The following is an 18,174-nucleotide window of genomic DNA, read 5'->3' as shown; positions in this document are numbered from 1 at the left end:
ATAATTATAATAATGTTAAAAAATTATTCCAATATAAAAATCGCCCCTTCATTTTGTTTGAAGAGACGACTTTAAATATATTATTCATTTAATGTGAGTGAACACTATTTTCTTCCATCCAATACGCTTCTCTAATATTAATCTGTTTGCGCATCTTCCTTGTGACTTCAAGGGTTATTTCTCCATTTTCAAATAAGTTCTGAATCTCATCCCGCTCTGCTTGGAAAGCTTTGTCTTGTATTTCCCTTTTTACTTGCATGTAATGAACAGAATCTACCCCTGTTTTAGCAAGCTTAAATTTCAAGATCATTTCATTGTATTCTCCAATAATTAGCAAGTAAGTTTCTTCTTTTTCAGGAGTCATATGCGCTTTCAAATACTCGATTGCAGCTTTAGACATGTCTACTTTTAGTTGAATTATGTTTTTGTTTTTTGTCATTCGTTTTTTTAGATTATGCTTGCTTTTAGATGTAACAAGTTTTTTCAAACTATATACACTTCTTTTTACTAACGTCAAAATGAATAATCCTCTATATTGCATTCGGTTTGTAACAGCTATTCTCATCCGATGAATGTGTTCATCCATCAAATAAATAATTTCTCGATTTATTTGTCCTTCTTCTTTCACTTTTTCTAAATAATTGGCTTCTTCTTCAAGAGCCTTCATACGAATTTCGGTTTCTGCTCGTTTTAGAAGTTCGGTATCATCATCATTTGCATGTTTCAGCCGGTTTCAAATTTGACTATAAGATGTGATGACTGATACTGCAACTGCATGGTTTTCGTCATTCATTAATTCACGAATAGTACTAATAGCAGCATCAACCGAACGGATCATTGCAGACCTTTCCATTTCCTCTTTCAGTTCTTCCGTGTTTCCTTTTTCCGATTTTGCAAGTAAAGGCAAGAAGATACTTGCTAATATCAATGTAACTAATATCACTCCTGCCGCAATGAAAATAATTAATGAACGTTCAGGAAATGGTCCACCATTTGCTAAAAAAATATGGAATGGTAAAGGCACCAGCTAGTGTAACTGCTCCTCGCACACCTGAAATGGTTGTTATACTAATATATCTTAGTGTAGGTTTAGGAATTTGTTTTTTGTGTAACCAACCACCCCACCATCTTCTATTCCACGTCACGGAGAAGGACTTGTTAATATGGAATCAGGTTTATTCAAAGGTTGCTTAAATCGCGATACCTATATTGAGCTCGTAAACCATTCTTCTTTTTGGTTCCATCCAACTTACTTCGATTATTTAAAAACTCAAGGATTTATGTGGAATGGTTATACATGGATAGCATGGGGAACGGACTTAAATAGTATCGTATCTTTTCAATGTGTATAACAGAGTTTTCATAAAAAAGACCTGATTCTCCATAAACACGATTGATCTTTCATTGTGTTTATTAGAAGAACAGGTCTTTTATATTCGTTCCTAAATAATTATTTTGTTAAAAAATCGATCATACCCATTGCACTCACTTCCATATCTAACTCAATAATACGGTATACTTCATGATTGTCAGAAATCCCTTGCTCTCGAAGGTACTTCTTTACTATACCTACTAATCGTTGTGCAAGCTCATTATATCCTTTTTGTTCGGCATGAACTGCTTTTGCTTCCCTCACAAAAATATCTAACCATTCAGAAACTTGCTGTAGTGCTTCATTTGGGATGTTTGTCATTCCATAATGCCCATAGTAAATGAAATCAAGGTTCATTTCTTGCATACGATTAATAGCTCTGTGCATCGCATCCGAATCGAACTGATTAGGAGATGTGGATGGTAGAAATAAATGAACACCGTCAGGAATCAGCTGCTCATAACGAACTCCGACTGTATCTCCAGTAAATATACCATTGCTAACCGGATCATAAATGCTAAAATGATGCTTTGCATGTCCCGGTGTATCTAAAAACTTTAATTGACATGTAGGACCAATATTCAATGTGTCTCCTTCATTTTTAATAATCAGTCTTTCTTCGGAAACAGGGATAACCGGTTCAAATAACTGCGAAAATTTTTCTCTATAAACAGCTTTAGCCCCAGCAACTAATTTTTCAGGCTCTACTAAATGTCTAGCTCCTCTCGGATGAACAACAACTTTAGCATTCGGACATTCTTTCAAGAGCAATCCCGCACCACCAGCGTGGTCTAAGTGAATATGTGTTACAATTATGTACTTCACTTGTTCTAACGAAATTCCTAGTAACTCCAATCCTTTTTTCACATGCTTCACAGATGGACTTGGACCAGTTTCCACTATCGTCAATTCTTCTTCCTGGATAACATACGTTCCAGTTCGTTCAGCCACTCCTAAATCATAGCAGTCGATCAAATAGATTCTCTCATTTAATTGGATTGGTTTCGATTGATGCATAATTGTATTCCTCCCTAGCAGCGGTCGTTATAGTACTGAATATTCTGCTAATATATTTATATAGTTACTATCTTACCATTTCAAGCTAGAAAAATTAAAAAATATTTAATTTATTTGGATCCGATAGTGAAAGATAGCAAAAAAAAAAACGGTATCACCGTTGATAATAACGCAGACTATAGACAAATTCGATAAAATCGAATTTGCCTATAGTCTTTTTTTATTTAAAATGAAATATTGATTGAAAACTGTTGATTTCCACTGCGGGGGAACGCTTTCCGCTTGCGTAGCTTGAGCCTCTTCGGTCGCTATGCTTCCTGCAGGGTCTCAAGACTCACGCTATTCCCGCAGGAGTCGTCGCCCTCCGCTCCAATCATCACTAATAACACCGAGGAGATGGATATGATGATTCATTTGATATTCAAATTGGATTCAACGATTTATTGTTCGTTCATTATCTATGAAATACAGTCTATTTTTTAATACAAATACTTTTTCATTTCTAGAAAATCGTTGAAAAAGGCGACACTCCTGCGAGAGTAGCGTTGGCCGAAGACCCCACAGCGAAAGCGAGGAGGCTGAGGCAACGCCCGCGGAAAGGGAGCCGTTTCAACGATTTTCTTACTTAATGGACAGCCCCTTTATTAGTTAAAGAAGATAAAATCCGATTCCCATAATTAAGTACGCAGCGAAAAGTGTCAGTCCTTCAAACCAATTGGATTCACCATCATTAGAAAGGTTAATAACAAGGAGTGCAGCAGTAATCATAGTTACCAATTCAGGCAGCGTAAAAACAAGCGTCATCGGCTCTGACATGAAAAGAGAAATGATGACTAGAACAGGAGTTACAAACATAGCAACTTGTAGAGTAGAACCGACAGCAATTTCGACGGAGACATCCATTTTGTTTTTAACCGCCATCGTAATTGCGGATGAATGCTCTGCCGCATTCCCAACAATTGCCACAATAATGACTCCAATGAACAATTCAGTCCAACCAAACTTCTCACCAAGCATTTCAAACGTATGAACTAGTTGCTCCGACACATAAGCGACTACACCCGTAGCCAAAAGTAGAATCAAAATCGATTTTCTCTTCGTCCACTCCGGTTCCTCTATTTCTGTTTCTTGTTCGTCAGGTGACGCAAATACACCACGATGCGTAACGAGTTTAAAAAATAGACCGGCGAGATAAAGAGCAATGAGCACGGCTGAAATACCAATGCTTAAGCTCAATGTCTTTTGGGGATTCATCGTCATCGAAAATACTTCTGGGATTACAAATGCTACAATGATTGCAAAAATAAGCAATCCAGAATTATATCTAGAGTCGTGTACACTGAATCTTTGTCGTTTAAATTTTATGCCTCCTGCAAAAAAGGAAAGTCCAAGTACAAGCAGTAAGTTACCGAGGACTGACCCAGTAAGCGAAGCGAGTACAATCCCAACCATTCCAGCTTTTAATGTGAATATAGAAATAATTAGCTCGACCGCGTTTCCAAATGTAGCGTTTAGCAATCCACCAATCCTTGGTCCACTGACGATAGCAAGACTTTCTGTTGCCCTACCTATATATCCCGATAGCCCAATAATACTTGCACAGCAAAGCAGGAACATAATCATATCCGACCAATGAAGAAATGCACCAGCTACAACTAGTGGTACACCAACGTAAACAAGAATGGCAAGGAATTTATTCAACAGAATCACCTCTTATATAAATGAATTCCTCCCTATCTTTCCCTTTTTCGAAAATAAGAAACCCTCTTACCAAACTTTTATCGAAATGATTTCTTTTAAGTTCAAACAAACACTCTTTTTCTGTCAATCACATAAAGTGTAAGGAAAAGAAAAGGAGCGATGTATAGTAATGATTAATTTGCAGCCAATTAATATTGACGGGCATACATTTTTATCTATTTCTGTAGAGTTACCAAAAACAAATTTGCTTGTTGTAACGAACGATAAAGGTTACATTATGTGCGGAGCGCTTGATGTTGCACTGTTGAATGAAAAATTGAAAGACCGCAAAGTGATTGCAGGTAGAGCTGTAGGTGTAAAGACAATCGATCAGTTACTTAATGCTCCATTGGAATCAATAACGTATGAAGCAGAGGAACTTGGAATAACAAATGGGATGATCGGCAAAGAAGCACTCTTAAAAATGTTATAAGAAGAAAAAAGAGTCGGCTATTTAATGATATAGCTGACTCTTTTCTATCGTAAAAATAAGTGAATAACCCCCTATCTTTTTACTTGACTCTATGTGCATGTAGGCGTAAATTAAACTGTACTAATCAAGGACTGTTCGTAAATGAACTATCCAATAAGGAACGGAGAGGAAAGGAAAATGAGCTCTACTCCACCATCTGACATGAAATCATCCAAGTTTTTGCATTCGTTTTGGCAAGTAAATAGGAGTTTGATGCGGTATGTACATAAAACTGCTTCCGAAAATGATTTATCTATACCACAGTACTCTGCCCTAATGACAATTGCACCACATAAAGAAATGACTCAAAAGGAGCTAGGCGAGATATTACAGATGCCAAAAAGCACGTTAAGTCAAGCCATTGACGGTCTTGTTCAGGCCGATTGGCTTCATAGACAGCCAGTTCAAGATAATCGACGAGAAATGCAATTAATGCTTACTGAAAAAGGAGCTGTTTTGTTTAAGAAAGTAAAATTACAAAAAGGTAGTTTTCATCAAACAATAGATTCAGCTATAGATACACTTAGTGAAAAACAATTTGAAGATCTTCTTTCTACACTTCACCATATTGCTGAGTTTTTAGAAAACGAAACTATAATAAAGGAGAACAGCCAGAATGATTAAACTAATGAAAAACCTTTCAGTATACAAATGGATTGTTTTAGCAGTCTTAGGATTAGTTTTTATACAATCGATGGCAGACCTTTATTTACCAACCCTTATGTCGGATATTATCGATAAAGGTGTAGTTATCGGTGATACAGCTTATATTTGGAAAATTGGTGGGTTAATGCTTTTAGTTGCGGCATTTGGAGCTATCGCATCAGTAGTAGCGAGTTTCTACTCTTCCAAAGCAGCAATGGGTTTAGGTAGAGATATCCGTCGTAAAGTGTTTAAACATGTGGAGCAATTTTCCCTTCAAGATTTTGATGAATTTGGAACGGCGTCTCTTATTACAAGAACAACGAATGATATAACACAGGTACAGCAAGTAGTTATTATGATGCTTCGTATGGTAATTAGTGCACCGATTATGTTTGTTGGTGGAATCATAATGGCCGTATACAAGGATGCAAAATTATCACTTGTAATTGTTCTTACTATGCCAGTGTTAATAGGATCTGTTTTATTAATACTCTATAAAGGTGTACCCCTATTCAAAACTGTACAGAAACGGTTAGATAAGTTAAATCTTGTATTACGTGAAAACTTAACCGGTATTCGAGTAATTCGAGCTTTTAATCGTGAGAAACAAGAAAAATTAAGACTTCAAAAAGCAAATAGGGAACTGACAGAAGTTTCGATTAAAGTAAATAAAGTAATGGCATTTTTAATGCCGGTTATGATGTTAGTTATGAATATAACAGTTGTTTTAGTCATTTGGTTTGGTGGAATTCGAATTGACGGTGGTAACATGCAAATCGGTGATTTAATGGCGTTTATTCAATACATTATGCAAATTATGTTCGCCCTTGTCATGGCTTCAATGATGTTCGTTATGGTGCCTCGTGCAGCAGTATCTGCAAATCGTATTAACGAAGTACTTTCTAAAAAACCAACATCTTTAAATGAAGGAGAGAAAACTGCAGATAGAGAACGTGGAACTTTAGAGTTTGATCACGTATCTTTCAGCTATCCGGGTGCCGAGGAACCAGTATTATCGAATATTCATTTTCAAGCAAAGTCAGGAGAAGTTACCGCGATCATTGGAGGAACAGGTGCTGGTAAGTCAACACTTGTAAACTTAATCCCACGTTTTTACGATGTGACTAGTGGGGCAATTCGCGTAAACGGAGTCGATATTCGTGATACATCGCAAGAGGAAGTGCGTTCAAAAATTGGCTTTGTTCCACAAAAAGCACTGCTCTTTTCTGGAACGATTAACGAAAATATTCGTTTTGGGAAGAAAGATGCAACACAAGAAGAAATCGAACATGCAGCTCGGATTGCACAGGCAGAAGACTTTATTAGTGAAATGGATGAAGGATACGACTCTGTTATTACTCAAGGCGGCTCGAATGTTTCTGGTGGACAAAAACAAAGGATATCAATCGCAAGGGCTCTCGTTCGTAAACCCGATATTTACATTTTCGATGATAGTTTTTCCGCGTTAGATTTTAAAACGGATGCTAACTTACGGGAAGCACTTAAAGATGAAACGAAAAATGCTACATTAATCATTGTCGCACAACGTGTTAGCACAGTAGTCGATGCGGATCAAATTATCGTGCTAGATAAAGGTGCAATCGCAGGAATTGGTTCACATAAAGAACTTCTAGAAAGTAATAGTGTTTACAGGGAAATCGTTGAATCACAGCTCTCAGAGGAGGAAATCGCATGAGTAAGCAAAATAAGACACATCCTCAAGGCGGAAGTCCAATGGGACCTGGCGGCGGAAACATGATGATGATGGGTGGACAGAAAGCGAAAAATTTCAAAGGGACGTTACGTCGCCTTTTAACATACTTAAAACCTCGTCGAAATCATTTATTAGCTGTATTGTTCGCAGCTATTCTAAGTACTGTATTTATGATCGTTGGACCTAAAATTATGGGTAATGCCATTACAGAATTATTTGAAGGTGCATATGGAAAGTATACAGGAGTACCTGGAGCTGAGATTGATTTTGATGCCATTGGTAAACTTCTTCTACTACTAGTAGCATTGTATGTAATAAGTAGTTTATTTAGCTATATTCAACAATATATTATGTCGAGTGTTGCTCAAAAAACGGTATATGACTTACGAGAAGATGTAAACAACAAACTTGAGAATCTTCCACTTAAATATTATGATGGTCGACCAAACGGTGAAACATTGAGTCGTGTGACGAATGATATCGATACAATAGGAAGTACGCTTCAGCAAAGTTTGACGCAGTTTATTACTTCTATTGTTACTATTGTAGGTATCATAATAATGATGCTCACAATAAGTCCAATACTAACTTTGATTTCTATCGTTAGTTTGCCGCTCTCTATGTTTGTAATCCAACCTATTTTGAAAAGATCACAAAAACATTTTGCGGATCAACAACGCACATTAGGTCAATTGAATAGTCACATCGAAGAAATGTATACTGGGCACCAAGTCGTTAAAGTATTTGGTTATGAGAAAAAGGCAATTGCTGAATTTGATGAGGTAAACGAGAAACTGTATGACGCTGGACGTAAAGCACAATTTATCTCTGGTATTATTATGCCTATGATGTCTTTTATCGGAAATATTAGCTATGTCCTGATAAGTGTAGTCGGAGGAATATTAGTAGCACAGCAAGCCATTAAAATCGGTGATATTCAAGCCTTTATTACGTATACACGCCAGTTTACACAGCCTGTAATGCAAACAGCAAACATCGCCAATATTATACAATCGACTGTTGCTGCAGCTGAACGTGTCTTTGAATTGCTCGATGAAGAAGAGGAAGAAAAAGAAGTTACATTTGAAAGCCTTCAAAATGCTAAGGGTGCAGTGTCATTTCAAAATGTCGATTTTGGCTATGGAGAAGATCTATTAATAGAAAATATGAATATAGATGTATTACCAGGTCAAACGGTTGCTATTGTTGGGCCAACTGGCGCTGGAAAAACGACATTGATAAATTTATTAATGAGATTTTATGAACTAAATAGCGGAAAAATCTCAATAGACGGACATGACACTAGAAAAATATCACGTACTGATTTACGCACAACATTTGGAATGGTACTTCAAGACACTTGGCTCTTCAATGGGACGATTAAAGATAATATTGCTTTTGGAAAAACAGGAGCAACAGACGAGGAAATTTTCGCAGCTGCTAAAACGGCGCGTGCCGACCACTTTATCCGAACATTGCCGGATGGCTATGATACGATTTTAAACGAAGAAGCGTCCAATATCTCTCAAGGGCAAAAACAACTTTTAACAATTGCTCGAGCAGTTCTTGCCAATCCACCTATTATGATTTTAGATGAAGCAACTTCTAGTGTAGATACACGAACAGAATTGCTTATTCAACAAGCGATGAACCGATTAATGGAAGGGCGAACTAGTTTTGTAATTGCCCATCGTCTTTCTACAATTAGGGATGCAGATTTAATCTTAGTTATGCATAAAGGAAAAGTAATTGAACAAGGAACACATATCGAACTTTTAGAAGAAAATGGCTTCTACGCTGATTTATACAATAGTCAGTTTTCAACTAAGAAAGCGATATAAACATACGAAAGTACATTCAGTTAGATAAAAGGTACCGTATAACGTAGACACAATAAAAAAGTCTACCTTATATGGTCTTTTTATTTTTTATAAGACGTAGCTAACTATGAAATCAGCTATTTCGCCACCATCTTCTAGTAACTTATACTTTCTAAAAGATTCCATGCATTTGAAAGGAGGGCACTGAAAAAGTCCTCCAAGAGATTTCATAGAGAGTATGGTGAATGACAAGTTGTTGTTCACATACTCTCTTTTTATTGGAAAATCGTTGATTTCCGTTCCAGGCGGACGCTTTCCGCCGGCATGGCTTCAGCCACTTCCCTTGCTCCTGCGCAAGCTCGTCGCAAAAATTAATTTCGCTACGCTCAGTCCAGGGTCTTCAGCTCATGCACCTGCCGCTTCGCTTTCGGTGCAGAAAACATTGCTATTCCGGCTGGAGTCGCCGCCTTCCTCTCCAATCAACTAGCATCCACCTATTCTTCTAAGTCCTTCTTCGTTTATAATAGAGTGACTAACTAATGGTGGTGTGCAAAATGATTTCTAACCAAGAAACCCTTAATTTAAGCCCATTCATGGCGATTAACTAGCAAGAATAAGTAAAATAATAAGGCACTTTTTGTTCAATAACGAGCAAAAAGTGCCTTATTTTTTCATTTATAAAGATTGAAATGATAAAAACGTTGGTTTTTCAGTGCCCTCTTTGAAAGAATAGGAGTCTTCAACAGCCCATTTTATTAATAGGTAATAATCTCTCATCTCACTTTATATACTAATTATAAGTTTAGTAGTTTGGAGGGATGAATCTGAACAAAGTAGAGTTTAAACAGTTTTTCGATATTGGATATCAAGAGATTACCTTCACAGCAAATAACGAGGAAACATTTATTAGTATAATAAGTAATTATTCAGTTCCTTCTTCTATGGTTTCATCTGCAATTTTCCGTATTAGCGGAAAACTATTTGAAGAAAATATATCATGGTTTTTTTTTTCAGAGTTAGTAGAGATAGAATCGGATGTTAATGCAAATGTTTTCATTGAGCTTGAAAGATTTGAGATTGATCCTGAAGATTTTGATGAAGAAGAGTTTTTTCAACACTTAATAGACGAGGCAACAGAAAAAATACAAGAAACAGATTTATGTACTACTCTAAAAGACATGGAAGTAGTCTAATGGGGATAAACTTCCAATGCATAAATGAGCCTGATTCCACTAAAACCAGGCTCTTAAGAAGGTAATTACAAGAATTATATGTGTTCATCTAATGTAGTCTGTTTAGTTTCTCTTTGTCTTGATTTAACTGCGCCTGAAGTGTACTAACCGGCTCCAAGTTCCCTCTACTTTTAAGAGCCATTAAGACCGACCGATCTGCACGTTCAATCATGTTTTGTGCATTTTGAATAGACTGCTCCGTTGGATTTGTTAGAGCTTGTCCCACAGCTAATGTTACATTATCTACCGAATTGTGTAATTGACCAATAACATTGTCTTCTTTCCAACTCATTTGTGTATGATCTTCCACAGTAAAGTCCTCCCTTAGATTTTTATATTAATACGTCCTTACTATGGCAAACCAACGCTTTTTTTATTCATTTCTAGAATTATGATTACCTTATTATCTAACAGTTAGAAATATAATCCTCCAATAGTTTTGATGATCTCGGGAATAATATCTCATGAAAGACTTTTAAAATAAAGGAGGAAAAATAATGTCCATACACAAACCAGGACCAAATGATTCAGCTGATAATAAAGAGAGACTAAAGAAAACAATTAAAAATATGGAAGCAGCAGAATTTGCAATGGAATTCGCTGAAGGGAAAGAACTGGTTGCGATTAAGGAGAAAAATGCAAGACGGGAAGAAAGCATTGAAGATTTGCGAAATGAAATACGCGCAGAAGCTAAATCACGAATAAACGGGTATTAATAAAAGTTATTTGCCCTACGATTGATTAGCCCAATAATCCTTTGAAATTATTGGGCTAATTTTTCATTCATCTTTGCTCAAGAAACTGGCTCTACATATTTAAGAGGAATTCCCATTCCCCTCACTTTCGAATTCAAACTCCCTTGTATTTCCGTTACTAAACTATTTTGACGTATCGTTAGCATTTCCCCATCTTTAAAATAAAATTCATAATGAGACATTTCATCGTCCTCAGGCAATTTCACATAATAGACTAGTTGCTCAAGCTCTTCCCATGCGTATGTTCGCTTCTCATTTGATAAAAGTGTCCGATAAGAAATTTCTTCGTCTGATAAAGTTACATACGATAACGAAGCAATATAAAACACTATACAGCTAACTATGACACACCCTAAACTGATACCAATCGCCCATTTTTGAACATCAAAATACCAAAGCATTGCACACGCTAGTACTAAGAAAAATACACTTATACCAAACACCATATAATTCTCCCCCGGCGCATATGTTATCCATATTCCCCTCTTGTAATAAAGAGTATTTACGACCAATAGAGGAACAATCAGCAAAAGAATTGGTGAAAACAAAGCTATACACGCTCCAATTGCCATAAAAATATGCCTGGCCTCGTACCTTCTTTCCATACCTAATCTCCCCCTCTTTATCAAATATGATGATATAAGTAGTCTTATATTATTCCATTCGAAAATGCTTTTTCCATTTTGATTAATTAGGAAGCTATTAATCTTTTCCCTTTTCAATTCTTTTTCCAGTATTTCAAAGTCTATCATTCTATACCTCTTCACATATCTTTTCATTCTCTAACTACAAATAAAAAATTCTAATTATTCTAAAATTTCCCTCTTTATTATAAACCGGAAAACTTAATTGTTCAACTTCCAATAGGAAGATTAATAACACAATTGAATGATTAAGAGTATCCTAGTTTACAGACTTTTTTTCAGGAAATGTCAGTATAATGTAAGAAATAAAAGGAGTGAATATCAATTGTATTCTTATGGATTTCCCTCTTATTCACAATGGCCCGTTTACGGGTCACCGTACCCACAATATTCTCTACCATTTAGACACTTCCAGAACCAAATGCCTGACTTTTACGATAATCGTTGCATAAGTAAGTCCGAGGTTGATTTTGAAAATATGAATAGGCTTCTTTGGGAATAGCATGTCTATTGGACAAGGATGACGATTACAAGCATCGTATTTAACTTGCCAGATTTACAGGTCGTTCAAGAACGCCTATTAAGGAACGCAACCGATATGGGCAATAGTATCCGTCCTTTTTACGGTGATCAAACTGCAGATCGATATACTGAACTTCTTATGGAGCATCTCGTACTGGCAGCAGAATTGGTAACGGCGGCAGTAAAAGGAGATGCGAAAAAAGCGAAGGAAAAAGAGAAAGAATGGTATCGAAATGCAGATGACATAGCAGTGTTTTTAAGTAGTATTAATCCGTATTTAAGCAAAGAAGAAGTGCAAAAAATGTTTTATACGCATTTGGCTTTAACAAAAAATGAAGCGGTTAGTATGATCCAGAAAAAGTACAAAGAGAGTGTTCAATTATTCGATCAAATCGAGGAGCAGGCCTTAGAAATGGCAGATATGATATCAGGAGCAATTATTATGCAATTTCCTTATATGTTCTAATAGGCGGTACAAATAGGTTCCAGAACAACACTTAATTGTTCTGGAGCCTATTATTTCGTCTTCTCCAGAACTGGTGGAAAAAAAACTGCTTTTTTCATTTTGGAAAAGTGAGCGGTTGGGGGATTCATTGGATTATTGCATTTGATGAATGGGGCCATGGTATTTTCATCAATCGTAACGTCAACACCATGCAAGACCCAAGGTGAATGACTAATATCTACACGAACTAAATGTTCTTTCGTTATTGTCCATAAATGATAACGTTCCGTCAACCAACGTTCAAATGGGTTGCTCTTAATAGAATTAGACATTGGTTCAAATGTACATAAAAGCGTTTCAGAAAACATACCTGGTTGTTGGAAACAGCTATTAAACCTCCATGTATTGTTACTTCGTTTCAAACTTATTTCTCCTTGACGGAATGGTAAGAAATTTCCTACAGTCGTCATTTTTACAACGAAGGGATTGTTCACATCTAAACTGAAAAAATGGACACCGGACATACCTTTATAAGTGACATATGTACGTACGTTTAGTTGCAAAAAAGAGCTGACTCCAGGGATTGGAGGAATAAACCTTGGTCGATTTCCTTTTATTCGGAAACTTACTAACCCGATCCATGCACAATTGCTATAGAGGTCCAGCTCTAGCTCAGAAGGAATATAATTGCGCAAGTCTTCCGGCGAAACTGGCCAATGAAGAAACAATACATCATGCCATTCCTGTGTCATTATCCACGGCTTTCTCCACATAGATCGTCACCTTCCAATAAAATACTTATGCTAAGTATTTCCTAAAGAGTAGGTATTTAAACTTATAGCGTTTATCTCTCTTTTCATCTTCATATCGAAGAAAAATACTACTCAAAAACTAGAAAGAAAATATTACCACGAGGTATATGTTTATCCAATTTATTGTCGATATACAAACATTATTTACAATTACGTTAACAAACATTGAACTTTTAGAGAAATGTAATTGAACATTTTGTGAAGGTAACTTCTTACCATTGTTTTTTTTACATACGGGAATAACATAGAAACGACGGATGTAAATGTCCTATCAATTATTTGATTATCTAGTTTTCACAACTTCAAGAAAAAATTTGAAAGGGGTACAGCTATGAAAATGAAATGGGCTTTATTCACAATGCTTTTAGCTTTAGGATCTGTGCTATCTGGTTGTGAACCATTGTTAGTCTTAGATCCGAAAGGACCACAAGCAAAAACTCAAGCTGATGACATCATGTTATCCATTTGGATCATGTCTGCCATTGTCATTGCTGTTTTCGCGATTTTAATATTTATGTTAATGAAATACAGAGCATCAAAACAAAGTAAAGATTACGAGCCTCCTCATATTGAGGGGAATGCAATTGTGGAAGCAATTTGTGTCGGAATTCCAGTTATAATCGTAATTTTCCTTTCTATTCTTTCTGTTAAAAGTAACTATGAAGTAGAGGCAACTCCAGCAGGATATGAGGATCAAGAACCATTAGTTATTTACGCTTCTTCTTCCAATTGGAAGTGGCATTTTAGTTATCCAGAAGAAAATATCGAAACGGTTAACTACTTATATATTCCTGCAAATCGTCCAATTGAATTTAAACTATATTCATTTGGACCAATCACTAGTTTCTGGATTCCACAACTTGGAGGACAAAAATATGCAATGTCTGACATGGTTACTACGTTACATTTAGCAGCTGACGTTGAAGGTGAATTCGATGGACGAAATGCAAATTTCAGTGGTGAAGGATTTGCCAAAAATACGTTTCAAGTTACGTCAATGTCCCAAGCTGATTTCGATGATTGGGTAAAAGAAGTACATGAAACAGCAAAACCTATTACAGAAGAGACATTCGATAAGCTATTAGAACCTGGACATCTTGGGCGTTCTACTTACACTGGGACCCATTTAGAATTTTCACCGGCGCCAGAGCATAACCATGGTTCACAAGATTCTAATACGGAAGAATCAGAACATCAACATCATGATTCGAATCATACTGATGAGGAATCGAATCATCATTCTAATCATTAATTCGTAGTTTACTTACAATTTTTTCTATGTGAAGCAATACATTTCCTGAAAGGAGTTACAAAAGTATGGATTTCTTTGAAAGATTTGCGGTACCACATCCAAGCTTTTTAATATACGCATCAATGGTCGGCATTGGTCTAACTATGATTGCAATAGTCATAGGCATAACCTATTTTAAAAAATGGGGGTACCTATGGAGCGAATGGTTAACAACTGTTGACCATAAACGAATCGGTATTATGTATTTGCTATCAGCTCTGCTAATGCTATTCCGCGGTGGTGTAGACGCTATTATGATGCGTTCTCAGCTAGCACTACCTGACAACACTTTACTAGATTCTCAGCATTATAATGAAATTTTCACGACTCATGGAGTTGTCATGATTCTATTTATGGCAATGCCGTTCATTATGTTCTTCTTTAACTTCATAGTGCCATTACAAATAGGAGCTCGCGACGTAGCATTTCCACGCTTAAATGCAATCAGCTTCTGGTTATTTTTCATGGGTATGGGATTATTCAACCTCTCATTCATAATAGGTGGTTCTCCTGATGCAGGATGGACTTCTTATTTCCCACTAGCAGGCAATGAATTTAGTTCATCTGTAGGTACGAACTATTATATGATTGCTATTCAAATAGCCGGGATCGGTACATTATTGACGGGAATAAACTTTATGACGACGATCCTTAAAATGAGAGCACCTGGTATGACTTTAATGAAAATGCCTATGTTCACATGGTCTGCATTTATCGCCAACGTCATTATTGTTTTTGCTTTCCCTGTATTAACAGTAGCTCTGGCTATGGGGACAATGGATCGATTATTTGGAACAAACTTTTTTACAACCGTCAATGGCGGTATGGATATGCTTTGGGCTAACTTGTTCTGGGTTTGGGGACATCCTGAAGTATATATTCTAATATTACCAGCGTTCGGTCTTTATAGTGAGATAATTTCTACCTTTGCAAAACGTAACCTATATGGTTATAAATCAATGGTTGCATCAATGGTATTAATTTCTTTACTATCATTCTTTGTATGGGCGCATCACTTCTTTACGATGGGTCAAGGTGCATTAACGAACAGTATTTTCTCTATTACAACGATGGCTATTGCCGTTCCGACAGGGGTTAAAATATTTAACTGGCTGTTCACGCTGTGGAAAGGAAAAATTGAATTTACTACGCCAATGTTATATTCAATGCTTTTCATTCCACTATTTACATTAGGTGGAGTTACAGGAGTAATGCTTGCGATGTCTGCGGCTGACTATCAATATCATAATACGATGTTCTTAGTTGCTCACTTCCACAACGTAATCATACCTGGAGTAGTTTACGCTATGCTTGCTGGACTCACTTACTATTGGCCAAAATTATTCGGCTTTATGTTGAATGAGAAACTCGGTAAATGGACAGCGTGGGTACTCTCAATCGGCTTTGTCTTAGCCTTCATACCTATGTATATTACTGGTTTAGATGGTCAAGCACGTCGTATGTACACTTACTCAGAATCTACTGGATTCGGGCTATTGAATATGGTTTCATTTGTCGGTGCAGCTATTATGGCAGTTGGTTTTGTTTTACTCGTATACAATATTTACTATAGTACTCGTTATGCTTCAAGAGATATTAGTAATGATCCATGGGATGCGCGTTCTCTTGAATGGGCTACTCACACTCCAGTACCAGAATATAATTTTGCGATTACGCCACAAGTTAATACAACGCAACCATTCTGGGACTCTAAGAAGAACGGTCATCAATTATTCAAAGGAAAAATTGAAAAGATTCATATGCCAAACAATAGCGGTCTACCGTTTATTATGGGCTGTTTCTTCTTCGTCTTTGGATTTGCAATGGTATTCAGCATGTGGCCACTAGTCATTATTGGATTAATCGGTATTTTAGCTTGTCTTGCTTACCGATCATTTGAGAAAGATCATGGACGATACATCTCTGTTGAGGAAATTGAAGAGACTGAAACAAAATTGCGAGGTGCTAAACAATGAAGGTAGATAACTCGCTTCCACTAGAATACAGTACAGAAGAAAATAGCTTGAAAATTTTAGGTTTTTGGATTTTCCTAGGTGCAGAAATCATGCTTTTTGCAACACTTTTCGCATCCTATTTCACGTTAGTTAATCGTACTGGCAATGGTCCTACCGGAGCAGAAATTTTTGAAATAACACCTGTATTGATAGAAACTATCTTACTATTAACAAGTAGTTTTACTATTGGTCTCGGAATTCATGCCATGCGAATCGGCAACAAAAAAGCAACGATGGCATTCTTTTTCATCACGCTACTTCTTGGTGCAGGATTTTTAGGTTTTGAAATTTTCGAATTCGTTCACTATGTGCATGTAGGGGCAACACTACAAACTAGTGCTTTTACAGCTATTTTGTTGACTACACTAGGAACACATGGTTTGCACGTAACCTTTGGATTCTTTTGGGGATTATTCATTCTCCTACAAATTAAAAAGCGTGGACTGACTCGTGAAACAGCTAATAAATCATTTATATTCTCTCTTTATTGGCATTTCTTAGATGTTGTTTGGATCTTTATCTTTAGCTTCATCTACTTGAAAGGAATGATGTAATATGAAAGAATTATTCCCTCTTAAACAAGTAATGGGCTTTGTATTTTCACTCATTCTTACAGCGGTGGCACTTTTAGTATACTTTACTGATATGTCATTTTCTGTAGGTATGACAGTTCTTCTCCTTACAGCATTTATACAAGCTGGTCTTCAGTTAGTTGTATTCATGCATGCTGGTGAAACGAATGACAAAAAATCTATCTATACAAACATATATTATGGATTACTCATCGCGTTAATCACCATTTTCGGTACATTATTAACTTTGATTTGGGATATGTAAATATACAAATATAAAGAGTGCGTCTATTTAGGCGCACTCTTTTTTGCACTTCCTAGAATTCACTATCATTTCTTCAGAAACTACTAAAAACAGACCAATTAAAAAGATAAAAACAGCCCCCATTACTGTTCCAATCCCAATACCTGTAACAGTGTTCATCTCACTTACAAAAACTCCATATATGAAAATAATAATTCCAATAGTAAGTACTGTGCCTCCTACATATCGTGTAGCAGTGAGCATCTTTACGTATGATTCCATTTCACTCATCCTCTCTTCTATATATTATTCACCGAGTTCACAAAATTGTCAAATACCATTTGTTATTATCACCCATTTTACTTGACAAATATTAAAAGAGGAATTGATAGTTATACCTAATTGATAGTCTTCCTAACAAGAAATGCGCAAGTTGCTACTAAGTCATAAGACTATAGAGCAATTCTTTTTTTGAAAGATAAGAAAGTATATAAAATTGATGTACTATTAACCCAGTGTTTATAGTGTTTTACTAGGATTAGAAAAGACTTGTAAAGGCGCTGAAAGAGTGTCATTCCAATAAATTTTCTACAAATAGCCGCTACGAGAATTTAGCGCTTTGGCATTCGCTTTCCGCGTGCGAGCGACGAGCCTCCTCCTTCGCTTCGCTCAAGGGCACTGAAAAAGTTCCTATAATTCTACGTTGCCAGAAGGGTTGTCCAATAGTCCAATTAATAAGAAAATCGTTGAAACGGCTCCCTTTCCGGAGGGCACTGAAAAACCTTAGCTTTTAATTTTTTTATATACTCGCCATCAAAAAAGACAATTTTTCGTTCGATTTTGAACGAAAAATTGCCTTTTT

General features: G+C 36.4%; 19 protein-coding genes and 1 pseudogene. 12 read left to right on the top strand and 8 right to left on the bottom strand.

Annotated features, from left to right (window positions below):
- Positions 1 to 88: 88 nt before the first annotated feature.
- On the bottom strand, positions 89 to 667 hold the full coding sequence (locus FG384_RS07575; RefSeq protein WP_142641990.1) for a hypothetical protein: 579 nt from the start codon (positions 665 to 667) through the stop codon (positions 89 to 91).
- A gap of 66 nt (positions 668 to 733) precedes the next feature.
- The gene (locus tag FG384_RS07570; RefSeq protein WP_142641989.1) at positions 734 to 1,024 is read right to left on the bottom strand and encodes a hypothetical protein; all 291 of its coding nucleotides are present in this window, start codon (positions 1,022 to 1,024) and stop codon (positions 734 to 736) included.
- Positions 1,025 to 1,163: 139 nt separating this feature from the next.
- Here FG384_RS07570 and FG384_RS07565 point away from each other — a divergent pair, with 139 nt between their 5' ends.
- Entirely contained in the window at positions 1,164 to 1,352 is a 189-nt protein-coding gene (locus FG384_RS07565; RefSeq protein WP_142641988.1) for a hypothetical protein, read from the top strand.
- 98 nt (positions 1,353 to 1,450) lie between these two features.
- On the opposite strand, the gene FG384_RS07560 is transcribed toward FG384_RS07565, so the two are convergent.
- On the bottom strand, positions 1,451 to 2,389 hold the full coding sequence (locus FG384_RS07560) for an MBL fold metallo-hydrolase (RefSeq protein WP_142641987.1): 939 nt from the start codon (positions 2,387 to 2,389) through the stop codon (positions 1,451 to 1,453).
- Positions 2,390 to 3,037: 648 nt separating this feature from the next.
- The gene (gene cax / locus FG384_RS07555) at positions 3,038 to 4,093 is read right to left on the bottom strand and encodes a calcium/proton exchanger (RefSeq protein WP_420849952.1); all 1,056 of its coding nucleotides are present in this window, start codon (positions 4,091 to 4,093) and stop codon (positions 3,038 to 3,040) included.
- Positions 4,094 to 4,259: 166 nt separating this feature from the next.
- On the opposite strand from cax, the gene FG384_RS07550 reads away from it, so the two are divergent.
- The 5 genes from FG384_RS07550 to FG384_RS07530 all read left to right on the top strand — a co-directional run bounded on the left by FG384_RS07550 (position 4,260) and on the right by FG384_RS07530 (position 9,973).
- Positions 4,260 to 4,562 (top strand): YunC family protein, encoded by a 303-nt coding sequence (locus tag FG384_RS07550; protein WP_142641985.1) that lies wholly within the window; start codon positions 4,260 to 4,262, stop codon positions 4,560 to 4,562.
- Positions 4,563 to 4,739: 177 nt separating this feature from the next.
- Positions 4,740 to 5,225 carry a MarR family winged helix-turn-helix transcriptional regulator gene (locus tag FG384_RS07545; protein ID WP_142641984.1) on the top strand — a complete coding sequence of 162 codons (486 nt, stop codon included), beginning with the start codon at positions 4,740 to 4,742 and terminating at the stop codon, positions 5,223 to 5,225.
- On the top strand, positions 5,218 to 6,942 hold the full coding sequence (locus FG384_RS07540; RefSeq protein WP_142641983.1) for an ABC transporter ATP-binding protein: 1,725 nt from the start codon (positions 5,218 to 5,220) through the stop codon (positions 6,940 to 6,942). Before FG384_RS07545 ends, FG384_RS07540 begins: the two co-directional genes overlap by 8 nt.
- Positions 6,939 to 8,801 (top strand): ABC transporter ATP-binding protein, encoded by a 1,863-nt coding sequence (locus tag FG384_RS07535; protein ID WP_142641982.1) that lies wholly within the window; start codon positions 6,939 to 6,941, stop codon positions 8,799 to 8,801. The genes FG384_RS07540 and FG384_RS07535 overlap by 4 nt, the downstream gene beginning before the upstream one ends.
- A 797-nt stretch (positions 8,802 to 9,598) precedes the next feature.
- On the top strand, positions 9,599 to 9,973 hold the full coding sequence (locus FG384_RS07530) for a hypothetical protein (RefSeq protein ID WP_240793369.1): 375 nt from the start codon (positions 9,599 to 9,601) through the stop codon (positions 9,971 to 9,973).
- An 88-nt stretch (positions 9,974 to 10,061) separates the two neighbouring features.
- Here FG384_RS07530 and FG384_RS07525 read toward each other — a convergent pair whose 3' ends face one another.
- Positions 10,062 to 10,322 carry a hypothetical protein gene (locus FG384_RS07525; RefSeq protein WP_142641981.1) on the bottom strand — a complete coding sequence of 87 codons (261 nt, stop codon included), beginning with the start codon at positions 10,320 to 10,322 and terminating at the stop codon, positions 10,062 to 10,064.
- 187 nt (positions 10,323 to 10,509) lie between these two features.
- Here FG384_RS07525 and FG384_RS07520 point away from each other — a divergent pair, with 187 nt between their 5' ends.
- The gene (locus tag FG384_RS07520; RefSeq protein ID WP_142641980.1) at positions 10,510 to 10,728 is read left to right on the top strand and encodes a small, acid-soluble spore protein tlp; all 219 of its coding nucleotides are present in this window, start codon (positions 10,510 to 10,512) and stop codon (positions 10,726 to 10,728) included.
- Between the two features lie 77 nt (positions 10,729 to 10,805).
- Here FG384_RS07520 and FG384_RS07515 read toward each other — a convergent pair whose 3' ends face one another.
- Entirely contained in the window at positions 10,806 to 11,372 is a 567-nt protein-coding gene (locus FG384_RS07515) for a hypothetical protein (RefSeq protein ID WP_142641979.1), read from the bottom strand.
- A gap of 460 nt (positions 11,373 to 11,832) precedes the next feature.
- On the opposite strand from FG384_RS07515, the pseudogene FG384_RS07510 reads away from it, so the two are divergent.
- Positions 11,833 to 12,399 (top strand): annotated as a pseudogene (locus tag FG384_RS07510) (hypothetical protein).
- Between the two features lie 50 nt (positions 12,400 to 12,449).
- On the opposite strand, the gene FG384_RS07505 reads toward FG384_RS07510, so the two are convergent.
- Positions 12,450 to 13,130, bottom strand: coding sequence for a YqjF family protein (locus FG384_RS07505; protein WP_166462403.1), 681 nt, complete (start codon positions 13,128 to 13,130; stop codon positions 12,450 to 12,452).
- Between the two features lie 391 nt (positions 13,131 to 13,521).
- On the opposite strand from FG384_RS07505, the gene qoxA reads away from it, so the two are divergent.
- From qoxA to qoxD, 4 genes are all read left to right on the top strand, one after another.
- Positions 13,522 to 14,442, top strand: a complete 921-nt coding sequence (gene qoxA / locus FG384_RS07500; protein WP_142641977.1) for a cytochrome aa3 quinol oxidase subunit II — start codon at positions 13,522 to 13,524, stop codon at positions 14,440 to 14,442.
- Between the two features lie 65 nt (positions 14,443 to 14,507).
- Complete coding sequence (gene qoxB / locus FG384_RS07495) at positions 14,508 to 16,457, top strand: cytochrome aa3 quinol oxidase subunit I (protein ID WP_142641976.1); 1,950 nt, start codon at positions 14,508 to 14,510, stop codon at positions 16,455 to 16,457.
- Positions 16,454 to 17,050: a cytochrome aa3 quinol oxidase subunit III gene (gene qoxC, locus FG384_RS07490; protein WP_142641975.1), complete on the top strand. Its 597-nt coding sequence runs from the start codon at positions 16,454 to 16,456 to the stop codon at positions 17,048 to 17,050. Before qoxB ends, qoxC begins: the two co-directional genes overlap by 4 nt.
- A 1-nt stretch (position 17,051) precedes the next feature.
- Positions 17,052 to 17,333: a cytochrome aa3 quinol oxidase subunit IV gene (gene qoxD / locus FG384_RS07485; RefSeq protein WP_142641974.1), complete on the top strand. Its 282-nt coding sequence runs from the start codon at positions 17,052 to 17,054 to the stop codon at positions 17,331 to 17,333.
- Positions 17,334 to 17,360: 27 nt separating this feature from the next.
- Here qoxD and FG384_RS07480 read toward each other — a convergent pair whose 3' ends face one another.
- A complete protein-coding gene (locus tag FG384_RS07480) occupies positions 17,361 to 17,594 on the bottom strand; it encodes a hypothetical protein (RefSeq protein ID WP_142641973.1) in 234 nt (77 codons plus the stop codon).
- Positions 17,595 to 18,174 lie beyond the last annotated feature (580 nt).

Origin of the sequence: Psychrobacillus vulpis, assembly GCF_006861825.1 — a bacterium.
In the GTDB taxonomy this organism is placed as follows: Bacteria; Bacillota; Bacilli; order Bacillales_A; family Planococcaceae; genus Psychrobacillus; species Psychrobacillus vulpis.
This window is presented reverse-complemented; position numbering and strand designations above follow the sequence as displayed.

Coding starts and splice junctions, on each gene's coding strand:
- FG384_RS07575 (WP_142641990.1), bottom strand. CDS start 667: ATGAAGGCTCTTGAAGAAGAAGCCAATTATTTAGAAAAAGTGAAAGAA.
- FG384_RS07565 (WP_142641988.1), top strand. CDS start 1,164: ATGGAATCAGGTTTATTCAAAGGTTGCTTAAATCGCGATACCTATATT.
- FG384_RS07560 (WP_142641987.1), bottom strand. CDS start 2,389: ATGCATCAATCGAAACCAATCCAATTAAATGAGAGAATCTATTTGATC.
- FG384_RS07550 (WP_142641985.1), top strand. CDS start 4,260: ATGATTAATTTGCAGCCAATTAATATTGACGGGCATACATTTTTATCT.
- FG384_RS07545 (WP_142641984.1), top strand. CDS start 4,740: ATGAGCTCTACTCCACCATCTGACATGAAATCATCCAAGTTTTTGCAT.
- FG384_RS07540 (WP_142641983.1), top strand. CDS start 5,218: ATGATTAAACTAATGAAAAACCTTTCAGTATACAAATGGATTGTTTTA.
- FG384_RS07535 (WP_142641982.1), top strand. CDS start 6,939: ATGAGTAAGCAAAATAAGACACATCCTCAAGGCGGAAGTCCAATGGGA.
- FG384_RS07530 (WP_240793369.1), top strand. CDS start 9,599: ATGAATCTGAACAAAGTAGAGTTTAAACAGTTTTTCGATATTGGATAT.
- FG384_RS07520 (WP_142641980.1), top strand. CDS start 10,510: ATGTCCATACACAAACCAGGACCAAATGATTCAGCTGATAATAAAGAG.
- FG384_RS07515 (WP_142641979.1), bottom strand. CDS start 11,372: ATGGAAAGAAGGTACGAGGCCAGGCATATTTTTATGGCAATTGGAGCG.
- FG384_RS07505 (WP_166462403.1), bottom strand. CDS start 13,130: ATGACACAGGAATGGCATGATGTATTGTTTCTTCATTGGCCAGTTTCG.
- qoxA (WP_142641977.1), top strand. CDS start 13,522: ATGAAAATGAAATGGGCTTTATTCACAATGCTTTTAGCTTTAGGATCT.
- qoxB (WP_142641976.1), top strand. CDS start 14,508: ATGGATTTCTTTGAAAGATTTGCGGTACCACATCCAAGCTTTTTAATA.
- qoxC (WP_142641975.1), top strand. CDS start 16,454: ATGAAGGTAGATAACTCGCTTCCACTAGAATACAGTACAGAAGAAAAT.
- qoxD (WP_142641974.1), top strand. CDS start 17,052: ATGAAAGAATTATTCCCTCTTAAACAAGTAATGGGCTTTGTATTTTCA.
- FG384_RS07480 (WP_142641973.1), bottom strand. CDS start 17,594: ATGGAATCATACGTAAAGATGCTCACTGCTACACGATATGTAGGAGGC.